15 protein-coding genes are annotated in these 18,730 nt (G+C 49.8%); 12 read left to right on the forward strand and 3 right to left on the reverse strand.

The features are described from left to right. Nucleotides 1-21: 21 nt before the first annotated feature. Entirely contained in the window at nt 22-807 is a 786-nt protein-coding gene (locus ACQ4MZ_RS03800; protein ID WP_430843104.1) for an alpha/beta hydrolase, read from the forward strand. A gap of 65 nt (nt 808-872) precedes the next feature. On the opposite strand, the gene ACQ4MZ_RS03805 is transcribed toward ACQ4MZ_RS03800, so the two are convergent. Then, the gene (locus tag ACQ4MZ_RS03805) at nt 873-2,573 is read right to left on the reverse strand and encodes a hypothetical protein (protein WP_430843106.1); all 1,701 of its coding nucleotides are present in this window, start codon (nt 2,571-2,573) and stop codon (nt 873-875) included. 274 nt (nt 2,574-2,847) lie between these two features. On the opposite strand from ACQ4MZ_RS03805, the gene ACQ4MZ_RS03810 reads away from it, so the two are divergent. Next, a complete protein-coding gene (locus ACQ4MZ_RS03810; protein ID WP_430843108.1) occupies nt 2,848-4,305 on the forward strand; it encodes a hypothetical protein in 1,458 nt (485 codons plus the stop codon). Nucleotides 4,306-4,420: 115 nt separating this feature from the next. On the opposite strand, the gene ACQ4MZ_RS03815 is transcribed toward ACQ4MZ_RS03810, so the two are convergent. Both ACQ4MZ_RS03815 and ACQ4MZ_RS03820 read right to left on the reverse strand, forming a co-directional pair. Then, nucleotides 4,421-6,001 (reverse strand): amidase, encoded by a 1,581-nt coding sequence (locus tag ACQ4MZ_RS03815; RefSeq protein WP_430843110.1) that lies wholly within the window; start codon nt 5,999-6,001, stop codon nt 4,421-4,423. A 49-nt stretch (nt 6,002-6,050) separates the two neighbouring features. Continuing rightward, nucleotides 6,051-6,197, reverse strand: coding sequence for a hypothetical protein (locus ACQ4MZ_RS03820; RefSeq protein WP_430843112.1), 147 nt, complete (start codon nt 6,195-6,197; stop codon nt 6,051-6,053). A 226-nt stretch (nt 6,198-6,423) separates the two neighbouring features. Here ACQ4MZ_RS03820 and ACQ4MZ_RS03825 point away from each other — a divergent pair, with 226 nt between their 5' ends. From ACQ4MZ_RS03825 to ACQ4MZ_RS03870, 10 genes are all read left to right on the forward strand, one after another. Further along, nucleotides 6,424-6,615, forward strand: a complete 192-nt coding sequence (locus ACQ4MZ_RS03825) for a hypothetical protein (protein ID WP_430843114.1) — start codon at nt 6,424-6,426, stop codon at nt 6,613-6,615. 149 nt (nt 6,616-6,764) lie between these two features. Then, nucleotides 6,765-7,754: an FAD:protein FMN transferase gene (locus ACQ4MZ_RS03830; protein ID WP_430843116.1), complete on the forward strand. Its 990-nt coding sequence runs from the start codon at nt 6,765-6,767 to the stop codon at nt 7,752-7,754. A gap of 63 nt (nt 7,755-7,817) precedes the next feature. Further along, nucleotides 7,818-8,312 (forward strand): DUF421 domain-containing protein, encoded by a 495-nt coding sequence (locus ACQ4MZ_RS03835; RefSeq protein ID WP_430843118.1) that lies wholly within the window; start codon nt 7,818-7,820, stop codon nt 8,310-8,312. A 157-nt stretch (nt 8,313-8,469) separates the two neighbouring features. After that, on the forward strand, nt 8,470-9,081 hold the full coding sequence (locus ACQ4MZ_RS03840) for a TetR/AcrR family transcriptional regulator (RefSeq protein ID WP_430843120.1): 612 nt from the start codon (nt 8,470-8,472) through the stop codon (nt 9,079-9,081). Between the two features lie 56 nt (nt 9,082-9,137). Continuing rightward, complete coding sequence (locus ACQ4MZ_RS03845) at nt 9,138-10,454, forward strand: TolC family protein (protein ID WP_430843122.1); 1,317 nt, start codon at nt 9,138-9,140, stop codon at nt 10,452-10,454. Between the two features lie 243 nt (nt 10,455-10,697). After that, the gene (locus ACQ4MZ_RS03850; protein ID WP_430843124.1) at nt 10,698-11,747 is read left to right on the forward strand and encodes an efflux RND transporter periplasmic adaptor subunit; all 1,050 of its coding nucleotides are present in this window, start codon (nt 10,698-10,700) and stop codon (nt 11,745-11,747) included. Between the two features lie 21 nt (nt 11,748-11,768). Continuing rightward, nucleotides 11,769-14,915, forward strand: a complete 3,147-nt coding sequence (locus ACQ4MZ_RS03855) for an efflux RND transporter permease subunit (protein ID WP_430843126.1) — start codon at nt 11,769-11,771, stop codon at nt 14,913-14,915. Between the two features lie 449 nt (nt 14,916-15,364). Next, the gene (gene spt, locus ACQ4MZ_RS03860) at nt 15,365-16,576 is read left to right on the forward strand and encodes a serine palmitoyltransferase (RefSeq protein WP_430843127.1); all 1,212 of its coding nucleotides are present in this window, start codon (nt 15,365-15,367) and stop codon (nt 16,574-16,576) included. Further along, complete coding sequence (locus ACQ4MZ_RS03865) at nt 16,573-17,694, forward strand: hypothetical protein (RefSeq protein ID WP_430843129.1); 1,122 nt, start codon at nt 16,573-16,575, stop codon at nt 17,692-17,694. Before spt ends, ACQ4MZ_RS03865 begins: the two co-directional genes overlap by 4 nt. Next, complete coding sequence (locus ACQ4MZ_RS03870) at nt 17,691-18,701, forward strand: NAD-dependent epimerase/dehydratase family protein (RefSeq protein WP_430843131.1); 1,011 nt, start codon at nt 17,691-17,693, stop codon at nt 18,699-18,701. The genes ACQ4MZ_RS03865 and ACQ4MZ_RS03870 overlap by 4 nt, the downstream gene beginning before the upstream one ends. Nucleotides 18,702-18,730: the final 29 nt, after the last annotated feature.

Below are 18,730 nucleotides of genomic sequence, written 5' to 3' on the forward strand. Positions count from 1 at the left end.
AACTTTTAACCGATAGAAATCATGAAAGCCAATAACACCAAAACCGTCGTATTTGTAACAGGTGCATTTGTAAGCCACAATGGCTGGGACCAATGGAGAACCTATTTTGAAAGCAAAGGCTACACCACTTATGCACCAGCCTGGCCGTACAAAGACGCACCGGCAGCCGAACTGAGAGACAGGCAGCCCAACGATACCGCCCTGGCCGGCCTGACATTCAAAGAGCTCGTTGATCATTACGCTAACTTCATTAAAGCATTACCCGAAAAACCGATCATCATCGGTCACTCGCTGGGCGGATTGATTACCCAGATTCTGATCAACCGCGACCTGGGCGTCGCTGGCGCCGCCATTCACCCCGTGCCTCCACAAGGTGTGATACCCTATGAATTCTCTTTCCTGAAAGCAGGTTATAAGGTATTCGGATTGTTTACTTCGTTGAAAAAAACTTACCTGATGTCGCTCGCCGACTGGCAATACGCCTTCACCAATGGCATGACGCTCGAAGAGCAAATAAAAACCTGGGAAGAAAACGTGATTCCCGAGTCCAAAACTGTAGCTCGCGGCGGTATCACTTCCGCCGCCAGAGTAGACTTCAAAAAAGCGCACGCTCCGCTGCTGATCACCTCGGGCGAATTCGACAACATCATTCCGGCTTCTTTGAACTTTCGCAACTTCAAAGCCTACAAGCAAAACGGCTCTGTGACCGATTATAAAGAGTTCACCGGCCGCAACCACTTCGTTTTAGGCCAGCCCACCTGGAAAGAGGATGCCGATTACATCCTCGACTGGATCAGTCAACATTAAAAACGGCTTTCCAAGCAGGGCGTAGCGGCCGCCGCTCCGGTAGGAAAGCGGTTTTAAAATGTACATCACGAAAAGCGGATAATATGCTTGAAAGGTGTAAAGCCAGTGAGAAAAACAGTAGGTGCTTCCATGGCCGGTAAGGCTCCTCGTAATGCAACGTTCTTGTGCAGCGCCAGTCCCGGACCGAAATGAATCGTATCACCTCCCAATTCGTAAGAGCCGGTTGCCTCTTTCAGTAACCACGAATCTTTGGTGTTTTCAATTTTGGAAACACCTTTGAGCGTTCCGCCCGGTCGGAAAATCAATTCCAATGCAGCCGGTACGCGCTCGGTACCATTGGTTATCACTTCTATTTCCATCCCATCGGAAGTTTCCCGGATAATGATTTTCGTTTCCAGTATCTGTACTTCGCTTTGCTGTCTGAAATTCCGGGGCATTTTCTCCCAATCGCCGTCCGGAGCAATGGATTCTTTGGGATAAGGCTGAAAATAAGGCCCGTCGAGTTTCTGTGTAAGCACCCATTCATTACCATTTTCGCTGATTTTTTCGGATTGAAATTGGCCTTTGCCAAAAAAAGAAGACGCAAAGCGCAACCCCTGGAGCACTGCATTCCCTTTCATGAAAGTAAACCAAACCGGATTGTTGGCGATGAGTGTGCAATCCCGGCGGTCCCTGCGAATGCGTACGAGGCCGGAATTCGGGAAGGTTTTGACATAGTTGACCGGTACCGGTTTTTCTGCCGGAAGCTCAACCCAAAGCGAAGGGTCGGTAAGGAAGTAGTCCACAAACCCGGTGGTTTTCAGGCTGGCGGTCTGCTCTATTAGCCTGCACATGGCGGCATACTGCGCATTTCCATCCTTGATCGCGAAGTACCGATATGGATAATAGTAGTTTTCCAATGTGCCCACAATGGCCTTGTCCTGCCTGCCGGAAGCGTCGGTTACGATCTCTCCGTTGGGATGGACGTAGTACATGGTCATGTCGAGATTTTTGCGCACGGCGTCGAAAAGCTCCGGTTTTTTTAGGCCCTTGCCGATGGTAATGAGCAGCCGGTCGGTCAGGGATGAGTAAATGAACGTACTCTTCTCATTAAACTGGCCGTCGCGGTCGATGTCAATGTGCTCGGCCAGCCATTGCTCGGCCCGCGCTACATATTTGGGGTTAGGCCAGAGTTCATTTAGTTTGGTCAATGCGGCGGATACTACCCAGCGGTGGTTGGGCGTGTGTATACCTCCCACGCTCAGCGCGTCACCCCCGCGCAGGAGGAAGGTTTTCAGGTTGGCGAGCATCTTACCGGTCCCCTCTGTACCCGATTGCTCGATCAGTGTATAAGCCATTGCAAGCCGCTTCACCAGAAAGCCCGTGTCGGGAGTCGAATGGAAGTTGGTCGAGAGCAGATCGATGGTACCATCGCTATGCTGGGTTTTAATCAGGTACAATGCAGCGTGGTCCATAGCTGCGAGCAATTCTTTTGACCGATAGTATTTGGAAGTTGGAGCGAACAGGCCGCTGGCGCCATATTGAATCAATGCGGAGGTGCTATGCGGATTGAGCAGGTCGAAACCATCGCGCAGGCCACCAAAGTCGGGGCTTTGGGTGTCTTTCACCTGGTAGGTCAGTAAAGATCCTATGCTTTTATCGGCCTGCTTCACTAGCGTCTGGAGCCAGTCGGGCATCGCATCGCCCCGATTGCTGCCTATTGTTTGTAATATGGGTAACGCGCAGAATGCCAGCGTGCTGTTTTTTACGAATTGTCTTCTGTCCATGAAAGTCGGGTTAGGTATTTCCGAAGGAAAGAAGCAAAATGCCTCGGGTTACTCGCGGTTTAGGGCAATACAGGGAGGGTAGATAGCGTTCCGGTTGCGAAGTAAATAGCGCTGCAACTTCCTATTTTTGGTATATTTAATATTAAAATGATAAGAATATTGCAACGGTTACAAACGGGTGGTTGTCACTCTTTGATGACAAGGTATTTCTAGTATTTTTGTCGGATTTTTTGAGAAACGCGTTGGAACCAATCAATTGAATGCCGGTTACTGAATGAAAACAACTGTACTTCGTAATTTGAGTCTGGGTTATTTGCTGTTACCAAACCTGATTTTTTCCATCAGCTGGTTCAGAATGCCCATTTCGGTGTGTCTGGTCGTAGGGCTTATGGCGATGTACGTCCTAAGTTACCGCCGTGAGAAGACGCTGAAAACCGATCTCGCGACCCGCCATATGGTCGAGATCGCATTCATTTCACTCGCAATCATCGCTTTTTCAGGAGTAGGGGGCTTTTGCTTTCAGGCGTTCGATTTCTGGGCGCATAATTCGAAGTACTACACGCTCTACAACCAATCCTGGCCGGTTACTTTCAAGGAAAACGGCCGCTATGCCTGCCATTACTTCGGCTTCTTCCTCGTCCCTGCGTTGATTTCGAAAGGGTTAGGGGAACCATCCGGTATTGCATTGTACTTGTGGGCGTCGATAGGGCTTTTCATCGGTATTTGCTGGATATTCATTTTTACCCAAAGAAGCTACCTGTCCCTGGTATTCTTTCTTTCGCTAGGCGGGGTGGGGCATGTTACCAAAGTGCTTTTTCTGCACGCGATCGGCCTTAATTACCACGTGCCGCCATTTTTTACGGAGATATGGCCGGTGTTGTACCAAACGCAATGGGCACCCAATCAGCTTATTCCGATCATCATTGTCTCCTGCATTCTCTTCCATGATTATGTGTATGACAAAAAGCCAGAAAAGAGCTTCCTGGCGGTTATTTCTATTTTCATATGGGGAATTTTTCCTTCGATCGTCTTCGTGATCATCTTCGGAATGCTGATCATCCTGCGTTATTACAGAGAGCCGCAATATTTTCTCAAACCCAGGCCGATGCTCGACCTTTTTCTCCCGGGCCTGCTATTTATCCCTACATTCTTTTTCTTCCTGCAGGGGAAAAACTCGGTCATATCCGGTTTTATCTGGCAGTTCAACCCGCGGAATGAGATCGCATTTCATTATTTTTTCGGCGTCGTGATCGACCTTGCAGTACTGTATGGAATTGTGCTGATATTGAAATTGCATAAAAGCCAGTATGCCAACATCATCCATGGCCTGTTCCTGCTTCTGATAGCGATATCACTCTTCCGGATGGGCAAATGGAACGACTGGTTCCTGCGCGGAAGCACGCCCGTGCTCACACTGCTGTCGCTTTTTATCCTTCACCGGTTTGCCGAATGGGTGAAAGAATACCCCGGCTGGTACAAGATGCGCATCGCTTACCCGATCATCGTTTTTCTCGTGCTGGGGTTGGTTGTACCACTATCACACATCAAGCGCGCATTGACCGAGAATGTAGTCACACAATCGCTGTTTCCCGACAAAGTGAAATTCACCCCCTATCCTTATAATCAATACGAGGATTTCTACCAATTGGGGAAGGCGATCTACTCACAGCAGGAGGCGAACCAGTTCCTCGGTCAGAAAGGGTCGTTCTATGAGATGTACCTGGCGAGGTAGAGGGCGAGTGGCCCGACCAATGACCGCCTGCCACCGACTGCGCCAGCAACATCAAGAACAATTGCTGACTACACCTGACTATGTCTGACAACTAATGACTATTTCCAGTCAGCCGTTACCACCCCACACTCCGCACATACCCGGGCGCAACGCGGTGACGCGATACCTGCTCGTATGCATAAGCGATGCGGATCAACTCAGGTTCCTGGTAAGCTTTTGCAAGAAACGAAATCCCGACGGGCAGGCCGCTGAGCATGCCCATCGGCAAGGTGATGGAGGGGAAGCCCGACAATGCGGCGGGGCCATAGGAACCGTACCCGGTCCAGAAGTCGCCGTTGACGAGGTCGGTGCACCAGGCGGCTCCGGTGGACGGGCCGCATAGTGCGTCCAGCTTGTGCTTATCCATTAGGTCTGCCAATGCGCCGGCCACACCGTTGATCTTTTCCAGCGCTTCTTTGTATTCTTTAGTATGCAAATCGCCCCTGGCTTGCGATAATTCGAAAAGTTCCTGGGCGAAATGCGGCATAGTTTTCATTTTATTGGCCTGATTGAATTCGATAAGGCCTTCGAGTGACTTGATTTTCGCGTTGGAGGTGGACAAATACCGGTTGATGCCGTCTTTAAATTCATATTGCAGCACGAGCGATTCCGCACCCGGCAGCTTCTGCAACTTCATATATTCCACTTCCACAATTTCGGCACCGGCCGCTTTGAGCTGTTCTAATGCTCTGCTAAGCAGCTCATCGATCCCCTCGTGCATTTTCAGCATCGATTTCTCCACACCAATACGCTTTCCCTTTAACCCGTTGGAATCCAGATACGCGCTGTAATCGGAGGGGAGCGGTTGCTGGGGTTTGTGCTGAGTGATATCCGCAGGGTCCTGGCCTGCCATAGCACCGAGCAATGCGGCTGCATCGGCGACAGTTCGTCCGAATGGGCCGGCTGTGTCCTGTGTTTGGGAGATGGGAATCACACCGCTTCTGCTCACCAGGCCAACTGTCGGTTTGATGCCCACTACGCCGTTCATCGACGCCGGGCAGGCGATCGAGCCATTCGTTTCGGTACCGACAGCCACCGCGCAAAGGTTGGCGGCTACCGCTACCGCCGAGCCAGAGCTCGATCCGCAGGGAGAACGGTCGAGTACATACGGATTTCGCGTTTGTCCTCCACGGCTGCTCCAACCGCTGGACGACCGCGTCGACCGGAAATTAGCCCATTCACTCAGATTGGTTTTGCCGAGGATCACCGCGCCGGCTTCCCGGAGCCGGGCGACAAGAAATGCGTCCTTCGAAGCTACGTTGTCTAGCAATGCCAGTGATCCGGCGGTAGTTTTCATGCGGTCGGCGGTGTCAATGTTGTCTTTCAGCAGAACCGGAATACCATGCAATGGCCCGCGGATCTTTCCTGATTTACGTTCCTTATCCAGAGCAGCCGCTATCTGAGGCGCGTCGGGGTTCACTTCGATGACTGATGCAAGTTTAGGGCCTGCTTTATCTACGCGGGCTATTTCAGCGAGGTAATGGCGTGTCAGGATCAATGAAGTCAATTTGCCGGACTGCATTCGTCTCTGCATCTCGGCGATGGTCATTTCATCATACTCGCCGGGGACAATCGTACGCGCCGGTCGGGAGAAAGCGGGCATTATGGTAAACAATCCGGCTGCGGAGCCAAGCCTCAGGAAGTTTCTTCTTTTCATGGAGTGCGTCGTCAGGTTCTGTTTACCCGCAATATAGAAACTTCTGTCTTTACTGGCGGGGAGGCTTGCTGCCGAGTTGTTTCCAGATCCATAGGATCAGCAGGAATGGCGACATGATCATTGTTGTAAGCACCGTAGCTACCCCGAGGATTCCGGCAAAAATAATCCTGAAAAAAGAAGCGAAAAAATTATTCATGAATGGGAGGAGGTGTGTCGATATGAAATGATTTTTACAATTGATTACGCGCCGTGGAAAATGTTTCTATGTTTTGTAGAACGGATGCTACTAATTACTTTTTTTATGTAGTTAAATATCTATAAATCACTAAATTAACTGCTAAAATAAATATATTTTATTACACTGGCACAGTTATTTTTTGTAACTTTATTAATGAAAATTATGGTTAAATAATTGCAATAGCATGAACTTCTTATCGAGCGTGGTTGGATATTCCGGGAAGTTATTTTTTGCAACTATTATGTTTTTCGCAATGATTATTTCGACTGTTGTTTCCCTGCCGTTTATAGGTGCAGGAATGATCAAAGATGCCATTAATGCACATCATCACCAGGCTGAGGAAAGCAATCTGATAGACGAGTATAGCGAATACTGATATATACTTACCGGAAGCAGAAGGGGTATGGACGGGATGTCCGTACCCCTTTTGTCGTTGAAGGTATGTCAGGATAATAGCAGGGTCACTGCCTGCGAATTGTGCGAAATGAAGTAGTTTTACTGCACGATTATTCCTTATTTATTCCAATGGCCTTATTTTCAAAGCTTTTCCTGCATCTGTTTTTTGCCTGCCTGATTATTTCCATATCGCCTTTGCATGCGCAGGTGCAGCGCTACACTTTCGAAAAGGGATTGATGGGGTCGCCTTTCAAGCTCGTTTTCTATACATCCAGTGACTCGATAGCCCAAGTGGCGGCGGATCGCGCCTTCAAAAGGGTGGAGGAATTGAATGAAATTATGAGCGATTACCGCGATGGCAGTGAGATCAACAGGCTCTCTGCGACTTCGGGAAGCGGACAATGGGTGCCGGTAAGCAAGGATCTTTTTGACATTCTCGCCGTTTCGCAGGATATCAGCGCCAAGACCGCCGGCGTTTTCGACGCAACGCTCGGGCCTGTCGTGCAAATGTGGCGACATGCAACGCGTAAAGGCATATTCCCGCCCGAGGAGGAGATCCGCGATGCCCTGGCGCGTACCGGCTATATCAAATTGAAGATGGATAAGAAAACGCGAAGCATTATGCTGACGCAAAAGGGCATGCGGCTCGATATAGGCGGCCTGGGCAAAGGCTATGCGGCAGAAGAAGCCATTAAGGAACTCAAAAAATTGGGCATCACTTCGGCTATGATGGATGCGGGAGGGAAAATCGTACTCACCAACCCGCCTCCTGGTACCCAGGGGTGGAATATCAATGTCTCCAACGGCAGTGATTCATTGAAAGCCATGCAGCTGTCGAATGTCGCGCTCGCAACTTCCGGCCCTACTTACCGCTTTATGGAATATAAAGGCGTGCGGTATTCGCATATTGTAGACCCGAAAACGGGGATAGGCCTGCTTTTCCATGTGCGTACGACAGTCATTTCGCCCGACGGAACTGTGGCGGATGCGCTGGCGACGGCATTCAGTGTGGCAGGCATCGAAAAGAGCAAAAAGTACCTTAAACGTTTCAAGGGCAGCAAGGTGTGGCTCGTTGAGAAACAAGGCAACCGCGTTGCCGAATGGAACATGCTTGATTAGGGGGCGGCCTGGGCGGCCCCTGGTTTGTTTTTTGCAGATAGGCAGGAAACGAACTGACTCTCTATGGAAATCCTTACCCAACTTTTCGGCGAGGGCGAAAACCAGACCGCCCTCCAGATGTCGGCCCGGGCGGTGGTAATATTTATTATCACGCTCATTCTCCTTCGCATTGCCGGAAGGCGCTCTTTCGGTATGAAATCTCCCTTTGATAATATCATTGTGATCCTGCTCGGTGCAATCCTGAGCCGGGCGGTAGTAGGCGCTTCGGAGTTTGTGCCTACCATTGCTTCTGCGACCGTTATTGCCGTATTGCATCGCCTCGGAGCGTGGCTGGGTGCCTTGAACCTCCGTTTTGGGGCACTGATCAAGGGGCAGAAGATCGTGCTTTTTGAGAAAGGGAAGCTGAGACATGACAATATGCGCCGTGCACTGATCAGTGAATCAGATCTTTATGCGAGTTTGCGCAACGATATGCATGTGGAGAGCTTTGAAAAGATCGAAAGCGCATACATGGAGAATAATGGTCAGATCAGTTTTGTGAGAAAGGTAGAAGAATAGGATAAAAACAATAAATATTGGTTTCAAACGAATATTTTAAATGCTTGTTTAAAATTTATATTTGAAACGTTTGACATTGTGATTTCAATTGCACAACTTTGATCTGTTGATTCAATAAGCGGCTGCAATCATAACAACAACCTAATACATCAGCATCGTGAAGTGCGTTACAGAAAAAAGTGAGGACAAGATAAGAGAGGCGGCAAAACGTGTTTTTCTGAAGAAAGGTTTTGATGGTACTACATCGCGGGACATCGCGAAGGAGGCCGATATGAATATTGCGTTGACCAATTACTATTTCAGAAGCAAGGAGAAGCTGTTTCTGGAAATATTCAAAGATGTGCTGGAAGACTATTTTCAGAACATGCTCACGATCCTGAACAAGGACATTGATATAAAAGCTAAAATCTCGGAGATCATCGACAACGATTTTGCCATGATGAAAAAGGAGCCCGACCTGGTGATTTTCATCATGAATGAAATCCACAAATCACCGCAGAGGCTCTTTCCGGACATGTCGATTTTCAGGCAAGTGCGGGAAACTTATTTCAAAAAGCAGTTGGAGGAAGGGGCGGCCAACGGGACATTGCGCCCTATGCAGCTCGAAAATATTCTTCCGCTGATCAAGTGCGGTGTAGAGTTCATTTTCATGGGCAAGGAAATCCATAAGGAGCTTTTTGTGATGACCGATGAGGAGTTCGAACAATACGCAGAAGAACAAAAGGAGCACATTAAGGCAATGGTGTGCAACTATCTCGTGATTGGGTAGCCATTTTTTTTGCCACTTCATTAAACAAACATTTAAAATAAACATTTGTACTAGTCATGAAACACCTGTTCCATGTCACGGGAATGCTATGCCTGATGCTTTTCCAGCGAACGCAGGCGCAAGAGTACGATCTTAACCAATTGCTGGATCTGGCCATGAAAAACGATTTCAGCGTGCAGGCTGCGCGCCTCGATGAGGCAAAGACAAATGCGAAGATCGCCGAGGTGCGATCGGCATTGCTGCCGAGTCTGAATGTGTCGGGGGATTACAAGCGGTATTTCAAAATCCCTGGGCAAGTGGTACCGGCGAGCGCGTTCGGAGGGCCGGAGGGAGAGTTCAGTACGTTGGCTTTCGGATTGCCGTATAACCTCTCGACTACGGCACAAGTGACTCAGGCACTGTATAATCCATCGGTGAAATATGCATTGAAAGCGGCCAATCTGAACCGCGAGCTGACATCGCTCAGTACGACAAAAACAAAGGAAGATGTGGCCTACAATGTGACGGACGCCTATTACAACCTGGTTACGGTTGTTCAGCAGATGGCTTTTCTCGACAGCAACCTCATTTCGCTCGACCGGCTTTACAAGGTCTCGGATTTGTTATACCAGAATAAACTTGGGCAACGGGTGGACGTGGACAGGATCCTGATCAACAAAACTTCGACAGAAACGCAGCAGGCGACGTTGAAAGATAATTATAATCAGCTGGTTAACCTTTTGAAATACTACACCGGAATCCCGCAGAACGATTCAATACGTATACTTGTGAGCGTTCGTGATGTCGCATTGCCGGCTTATGCCGATTGGGACAAAACAAGGCGCACGGATGTCGCTTTATTGCAAAAGCAAAAGGATATTAACGAATTGCAGGACAAGAATATACGTTCCGGCCTGATCCCCACTGTGAATGCTTATGGTGTAGCCAATATGGCATTCTATGCGCAAGGCGGAGAAAACTCAACTTTCCAGGACGTGCCTGGTTACTGGGCGGGTTTACAGCTCAACTGGAATGTGTTCGACGGGATGGCTCGGAAGGCCAAACGTAGCCAAAACCAGATAGACCGCGAGAAGCTGGACGTGCAACTGAAACAGGTACGTGAAGCCATTCAAATGGAAGAGAACAACGCCCGGAACAAGTTTGGCGTCGAGCAGAAGAATATCAATGCCAAAAAGGAGCAGGTAGCGCTGGCGGAGAAGGTGTACAAACAGATCCAGCTGCAATTTAAGGAAGGTACGGTATCGCTCACAGACGTGATTCAGGCCGAAAACAGCCTCCTCGATGCCCAGAGTAATTACCTGACTTCGTTGGTGCAGCTTCTGAAAGCCGAATTGGAATGGAAAAAAGCAACCGGGCAACTGGTTCAGAAATAACATTATACTTCATCAATCTTGCCGTATTCATCAACAGACTAGCACTTCATCAACAGCTAAAAATTCTTCATCGACAAACTGGAACTAAGTAGGTCAGGAAGTCAGGTGTGGTCATTTATAGTCAGGTATAGTCAATTGTAGTTTTCTTTCTAATGTGACAATACTGACAATACTTGACAACACCTGACAATACGTGACAACACTTGACCACATCTGACAACACTTTTCAACACCATAACCATTATGAAACGTCTATTCATCTTCCTGGGAATTATTGCCGTGCTGGGGCTTACGGCGGCGAAGTTGCTGAGCAACAAGGAAAAAACGGAGCAGAAAGTATATGTCCCAGATCCTGATCCGAAGGTGGGGGTGAAGGTGGCAGTTGCGGAACTGCGCGATTTGTCGCAGGAATCGGGGTTCCTGGGGTCGTTTAACCCGAACCGGAAGGCGGAAATCCGTCCGCAGACCAGCGGAGAAATTGTAAAACTGAATGTAGAGGTAGGTCAGCATGTGGCAGCCGGGCAGTTGATCGCGAAGATCGACGACGAGCAGCTGCATTACCAGGTGGAGGCATTGCAGGTGACACTGGAAGGTTATCAGAACGATTTGAAACGCTATGAAGCATTGGTAAAGGGGGACGCGACGCCGGCGGTAAATGTCGAGCGCACGCAGCTGAGCATCCGCAGCACGCAGGCGCAGATCAAGCAATTGAACAAGCAGATTAAAAATACCAGCATTATTGCACCATTTGGCGGGATTATTACCGCTAAAATGGTTGAAAAAGGCTCAGTTGTAAGCCAGGGAACACCGATTGCGGAGATTACCGATATTTCTTCGCTGAAACTGGTGGTGAATATCCCCGAAAAATCGGTAAATGAGTTCAGAACCGGTAAAGGTATTCCTGTACGTACGGATGTATACCCGCACGTAAACTTCAATGGGCGCGTAACGATGGTAGCAGCCCAGGGGGACGAGGCGCATAATTATCCGGTGGAAATTACCGTGCAGAATTCGGCCACTAACCCATTGAAAGCCGGCATGTACGGGTCCATTGCGAGCAGTTCGAAAGTGAAAGGCGAAGCGTTGGCGGTGCCGAGGCAGGCTATTATGGGCTCGGCAAAGCAGCCACAATTGTATGTGGTGGAAAATGGAAAGGCCACATTACGCGACGTGAGCGTAGGCGCGACGACAAACGAATATTATGAGATCACCAAAGGTCTGAAAGCCGGTGACCGCGTCGTGACCAGCGGGCAGATCAACCTGCAAAACGGAACATCGGTGATAGCACAATAACAACACTTCATCAACAAGCCCATGAAATTCATTGAAACCATATTGAAGCGCCCTTCGATGATCATCGTGTTGTTTGCGATCCTGTTCATCGGCGGGCTGGCTTCCTATACCCAGCTCAGCTATGTGCTGCTGCCCGAATTTTCTGTTCCTACTATTACCATTACTACATTATATCCAGGCGCGGCGCCGACGGAGGTAGAGGCCGAGGTCAGCAAGAAGATTGAGGATGCGGTGTCCGGCCTGGATAATATTGAAGACGTGACTTCCAAATCCATGGAAAGCGCGTCGCTGGTAATCGTGCAGTTTAAGGCTGGTACCGACATCGACAAGGCATTAGAAGATGCCCAGCGCGATGTAAACAACATGCTCAGCGATCTGCCCGACGACGCGGAAACGCCCTCATTGTCCAAAATCTCGCCGAGCGACCAGCCCATTATGCAGCTCCTGGCAACTTCAAGCCTGCCCAACGAAGTTTTTTTCCAACAGGTAGAAGACAAATACCTGCCGATGTTGCAGCAGATTGAAGGCGTAGCCGAGATTACCATGACCGGTGGCGACCAGCGTGAGATCCGCATTAATGTGAATAATGATAAGCTGCGCTTTTACGGGCTGTCTCTTTTGCAGGTGACGCAGGCCATTAACCAGGCTAATCTCGACTTCCCGACCGGGAAAGTAAAAAGTACCTCGGAGAATATGACACTCCGCCTGGCCGGGAAGTTTGCCTCACTCGACGATATTCGCAACCTCGTCATTACGTCGCCTGTAAACAATAGCCCGATCCGCGTGGGCGATGTGGCTGATATTACCGACGGCCTTACCGATGCGGAGAGCATCAGCCGGTATAATGGCGTGAATGGTATTGGTTTGTTTATCAAAAAGCAATCCGATGCGAATGCGGTCGAGATCAGCAAGTCGGTGCAGGCGAAGCTGGCTTCCATTGAGAAGGCTAATGCAAAGGATCACATCAAATTCGCGATCGCGTACGACAGTTCGATATTTACACTGGAATCCGTGGAAGCGGTAACGCACGATTTGGTGATTGCGGTGATTCTCGTGGCGGTGGTGATGCTGCTCTTCCTGCACAGTTTTCGGAATGCATTCATTGTCATGGTTTCGGTACCGGCGTCGCTTATCGCTGCATTCCTTTTTATGTATGTAATGGGTTATTCGCTCAACCTGATGACGCTCCTTGCCCTCTCGCTTGTGATCGGTATCCTGGTGGACGACTCGATTGTGATCCTCGAAAACATCCAGCGGCATTTGGAAATGGGTAAAAACCGTTGGGACGCAACCGTGGAAGGGGTGACGGAAATCGGTTTTGCGGCATTGGCCATTACGCTCGTGATCGTGGTTGTGTTCGTGCCGATTACGATGGTGAATTCGGTGATTGCGGACCTTTTGAGGCAGTTTTCGTTGACGGTAGCATTTGCCACGATGGTCAGTTTGCTGGTGAGTTTTACATTAACTCCGTGGATGACGTCCAAAATGGCGAAAGTCGAACGTCTTAACCCTAAAAACCCAGCGCAGGCATTCCTGATCTGGTTTGAAAAAGGTTTGACAGCATTGACAAAATGGTATCACGGCTCCCTGGAATGGGTGCTGAGCCACAAACTGGCTTTTTCGGGGATATTGGTGGCGATCGTGGTCATGACAGGCTGGGTGATGAGCCTGGGCATTATCGGCTCGGAGTTCGTGGCCGAAGGAGACCAGGGTAAGTTCCTGCTTACGATGAAACTCGACAAAAGCGCTTCTTTGCAACAGAATAACCTCACCGCACGAAGCATTGAAGATTACCTGCGCAAGAAGCCGGAAGTGAAAACGATTTTCGCGAACGTAGGTGGTGCAAGCACGGGCCTGAACAGCTCGGGGCGAGGCGAAACCAACCGCACGGAGTTAACCGTAGAACTGGTTCCCGTGGCCGAGCGCAGGAATGCACAGCCGACGGAGGACTATATGCTGGCCGTGCGGAAGGAATTGGAGCAAAAATTCGCAGGAGTGGAATTCAATTCGGCGGCCATCGGGATGGTGAACTCGGGTACCGCGCCTATTGAGGTATTCCTAAGCGGCGACGACCTCGATAAAATTCTGGCCGCAGCTAATGACCTGGCGAACCGCCTCCGGAAAACACCGGGTGCGAACGACGTGAACGTCTCCGTAGAAGCGGGTAACCCAGAGGTGCGCGTGGATATCGACCGTGAAAAAATGGCCAAACTGGGATTGGACATTCAAACCGTCGGTGCTACCATGCAAAATGCATTTGCCGGGAATGACGATTCCAAGTTCCGCGATGGGGGCGAGGACTACGACATTCGCATTATGCTGGACGCATTTGACCGTAAAAATCCGGAAGATGTGAAGGCGATTACATTTTACAGTCCGGTGGCTAAGCAATCCGTACAACTTGCACAGTTTGCGGATGTAACCCTGAGTACCGGCCCGAGTATTGTAGAGCGCAAAAACCGTCGCTCATCCGTTACAGTCACCGCCAATACATTAGGGATTGGATCGGGAACTTTGGTGAGTAATATTCAGGCCGGTTTAAAGGAAAATCCGCTTCCGGACGACATTATACTTACCTGGGGCGGCGATGCGAAGAACCAGAGCGAAGGGTTCGGCTCATTGGGGCTGGCCATGCTGGCGGGGTTAATGCTGGTGTATTTCATCATGGTGTTGCTCTACGACAGCTTTGTGTACCCGTTCGTGGTGCTGTTCTCGATCCCGGTTGCGGTGATCGGTGCATTGCTGGCGCTTGCATTGTCGTCTTCGAACATCGGGATTTTCGCCATGCTCGGAATGCTGATGCTGATCGGCCTCGTGGTGAAGAATGCGATCCTGATCGTCGACTTCGCCAATCAGCAAAAGGCAGAAGGCATACCGTTCCGGAAAGCCATTTTGATTGCCGGGGAAGAACGTCTCCGTCCGATCCTGATGACGACCATCGCGATGGTGATCGGGATGGTGCCGATAGCCACGGCGACGGGCGCCGGGGCCGAATGGAAGAACTCGCTGGCCTGGGTATTGATCGGTGGTCTGACGAGTTCGATGCTGCTCACCATCTATCTCGTGCCGATGGCGTATTACCTGGTGGACAGGCTCGGGGAAAAGTGGAATACGTGGCGTGCGAAGTCGGGCAGGGTGCAGGAAAGCGTTGTAGTGGAAGAAATTTAAGGAAACTGAGTCTGGTAACATGAAAAAATTAATGTTTTGTCCGGTAACTTTAAATCCTTCCTGCAAACGCAAAGTCGGTCAGAGCTTGGTGGTTACAGGTCCGGGCACGGAAACGGGACAAAACATTTTTTTTCTTTTTACCCGAAAAATACAAAATGAACGGGTATTTTAATGAACTAGTCGGCCCGGTATGGGGTTTACCTCTTAACCCGAATTATTGCCGAATCAAAATACGAGTTTCTCAACGGTAGAAATTAGTTATTCAAAGGCAATAGATGACGGGTCAACAAGCGAAAAAATCAATAACCAGACTCACGATCTAACTGTACGTAACATGGGAAATAAAAGCTACAATACCAACTGACTTGCCTGATGTCTCTATCAGGCCGCAGCCTGATGCCGGTAGGCACCCCACTAAAACAAGCTGTTGATTCTGACACAATTTATCTATGGGTAAAATCTTAAATAATCGCATCGCCGAATTCAAAGACCCGGCGATTGCAAGAGCCAAAGGTGTATATCCTTTTTTCAGACCGATTGAGTCCGGACAGGACACAGAGGTTATTATTAACGGGAAGCCGGTCCTGATGTTCGGGTCCAACTCCTATCTGGGTCTGACCTCCCATCCCTACATCATCGAAGCCTCGCAGAAAGCGGCTCAGAAGTACGGGACAGGTTGCGCGGGTTCGCGCTTTCTCAACGGTACCCTCGATATCCACGAGGAACTGGAACGCCGCCTGGCCAAATATGTAGGAAAAGAAGGTGCCGTGTTGTTCAGCACCGGTTACCAGGCCAATTTGGGTGCATTGTCATGCCTCACCGGCCGTAACGATTACCTGATCCTCGACGAAAGCGACCACGCGTCCATTATTGACGGAAGCCGCCTGTCGTTCTCGAAAGTGATCAAATATAAGCACAACGACATGGAGGACCTGCGTAAAAAGCTGGCTCTCCTGCCCGAAGAAGCTGTAAAACTGATTGCGACGGACGGTATTTTCAGTATGGAGGGGGATATTGTCAAACTCCCTGAACTGAATGCGATCGCACAGGAATTCGATGCCACCGTGCTCGTCGACGACGCACATAGCCTTGGGGTAATCGGTGAAAAAGGAGCAGGAACCGCTTCTTACTTCGGCCTGACCGAAACAACCGACCTCATTATGGGAACATTCAGCAAATCGCTGGCTTCCCTGGGGGGGTTCATCGCCGGTGATGCCGCTACGATCGATTATCTGAAACACCGCGCACGCTCGCTGATGTTCAGCGCGAGCATGACGCCCGCGTCCGTGGGAAGCACGTTGGCTGCTCTGGATATTATCGAAACCGAGCCTCACCACATGGAGCGCCTTTGGGCCAATACAAGATACGCGAAAGAGTTGCTGCTCGTAAATGGTTTCGACCTGGGCGCAACCGAAAGCCCGATCTTGCCGCTGTACATCCGCGACAACGAGAAGACTTTCATCATGACACGCAGATTGCAGGACGAGGGGATTTTCGTGAACCCGGTGGTTTCGCCAGGGGTACGCCCGGAACAATCGCTGATCCGTTTCTCGCTGATGGCTACGCATACATTCGGCCAGATCGAGGAGGCAGTGGATAAAATGTCCCGCATTTACCGTGAGGTTTGCCCTGACGCAATTATTGAAAGACAAAGACTATGACCCGCATAGCCCCCGTAAACACTCCGAAGGAATTAGGCAAGTTCATTGATTTTCCGCATGATCTGTATCAGCACGATCCGAATTATGTACCGGAACTGTTCATTGCACAAAGGGACATGCTCACACCGGGAAAGCACCCGTTCCATGAGCATTCGGAGGTGAAACTATTTCTCTCCTACGACGGAGACAAAGTGAACGGAAGGATAGCGGCGATTTACAATAACAATCACAATGCATTTACGAATCGGAAGGACGGTTTTTTCGGTTTTTTCGATACGATAAATGATCAGAAGGTGGTGGACGGCCTCTTGAAGGAGGCCACCGCCTGGGTAAAGCAGAAAGGGGCTGACACGCTCGTAGGGCCGGTTAATTTATCAACCAATGAAACCTGCGGTCTGCTGATCGAAGGTTATGACCGGCCGCCAATGGCGATGATGCCTTACAATGCGCCTTATTATCTGCCATTGCTGGAAAAGGCCGGTTTGACGAAGAAAACCGATTTGCTGGCTTACGAAATCAACGTGGCGGATTCTAACGACAAGTCGGTGCGGATGATCGACGCGTTGGAGGAAAGGCTCAAAAGAAGCGGTATCACGATCCGGCAGGTGAATCTGAAAGATTTCAAAAACGAAGTCGTGAAGATCCGGGAAGTGTACAACAAGGCCTGGGACAAGAACCTGGGTTTTGTACCGACCACCGAGGCAGAGTTTGATTACCTGGCCAAGGACCTGAAAATGATCCTTGATCCGAAGTTTTGCCTGGTGGCTGAAAAAGGAGATGAACTGGTAGGATTTATACTCGGTATTCCGGATATCAACCAGATTCTGATCAAAATCAAGCGTGGACGTTTGTTGCCGACCGGGATTTTCAAATTACTGTTCGGCAAGAAAAACATCACGCGCATCCGCGTACTCACGCTCGGGGTGATTGATGGCTACCGCAAAATGGGTATCGAAGCCTGTTTATACGGCCGCATTATCAAGAACACCTACGGGACGAAAGTAACGGGCGGCGAATGCTCATGGATGCTGGAAGAGAATTATCTCATGAACCACGCCATTGAGCAGATCAACGGGAAGCTGTACAAACGGTACAGATTGTTTGAGAAACCGATATGAAAGAAAAGCTATTCATAACAGGGGCCAGCGGATTTATAGGTTACCACCTGGTAGCGGCGGCACTCGAAGCAGGCATGGAAGTACATGCGGCAGTAAGGCCAAGCAGCGACCTGAGTTTCCTCAAAAAGCTGAATGCGGATCCGAAGGACCTTGTATATGTGAATGCTGATTTCAGTTCCAAAGATAAATTGACGAAGCTGCTGGAAGATGGAGGGTATTCCTACATCATCCACGCAGCGGGAGTGACCAAAGCCAAAACCGCTGCCGCCTACAACCTGGTCAATGCGCAATATTCGCTGAATCTGGCGCAGGCTGCCGTGTCTGCGGAAATTCCGTTGAAGCGGTTCGTGTTTTTGAGCAGCCTCGCGGCATTAGGCCCCGCGGCGTACAATGCGGCCCAGCCGATCACAGAAGAAACCTTGCCTGTTCCGGTGACGGATTACGGAAGAAGCAAGCTTTTGGCTGAGCAATACCTGAAAGAAGTGAATGGCCTGCCGCTGAGCATTATCCGCCCGACAGCAGTGTATGGCCCCGGCGAAAAGGACTTGTTCGTCCTTTTTAAAACACTCAGCAAAGGCCTGGATGCCTACATCGGCAGAGGGCCGCAAAGGTTGAGTTTCGTATATGTAACAGACCTCGTGACGGCTACCATGGCCGCATTGAGGGAAACGGAAAAGGAAATTACGGTTTACAATATCTCGGACGGACAGGCATACGACCGTTACGCATTGGCAGATCAGTTCAGGGCTATCAGCGGGAAGCAGATTTTCCGCGCGCATCTGCCGCTGCTGCTCGTCGAAATGATCGCCCGGTTCCTGGATTTTGTTTATGCAAATTCATCAACAACACCGGTTTTAAACCAAGAAAAACTAAAAGAACTCACAGCCCCTAACTGGATCTGTAGCATAGATGCGGCCCGACGTCGCCTGCATTACCAACCGCAATACAATCTGCACCGAGGCCTCGCAGAGACATTGACCTGGTATAAGGAGAATAAGTGGCTCTAACTATCGTACCCGCTTGATCATCAGCTGCG

This window comes from Dyadobacter sp. BHUBP1 (assembly GCF_050587785.1).
Lineage (GTDB): Bacteria > Bacteroidota > Bacteroidia > Cytophagales > Spirosomataceae > Dyadobacter.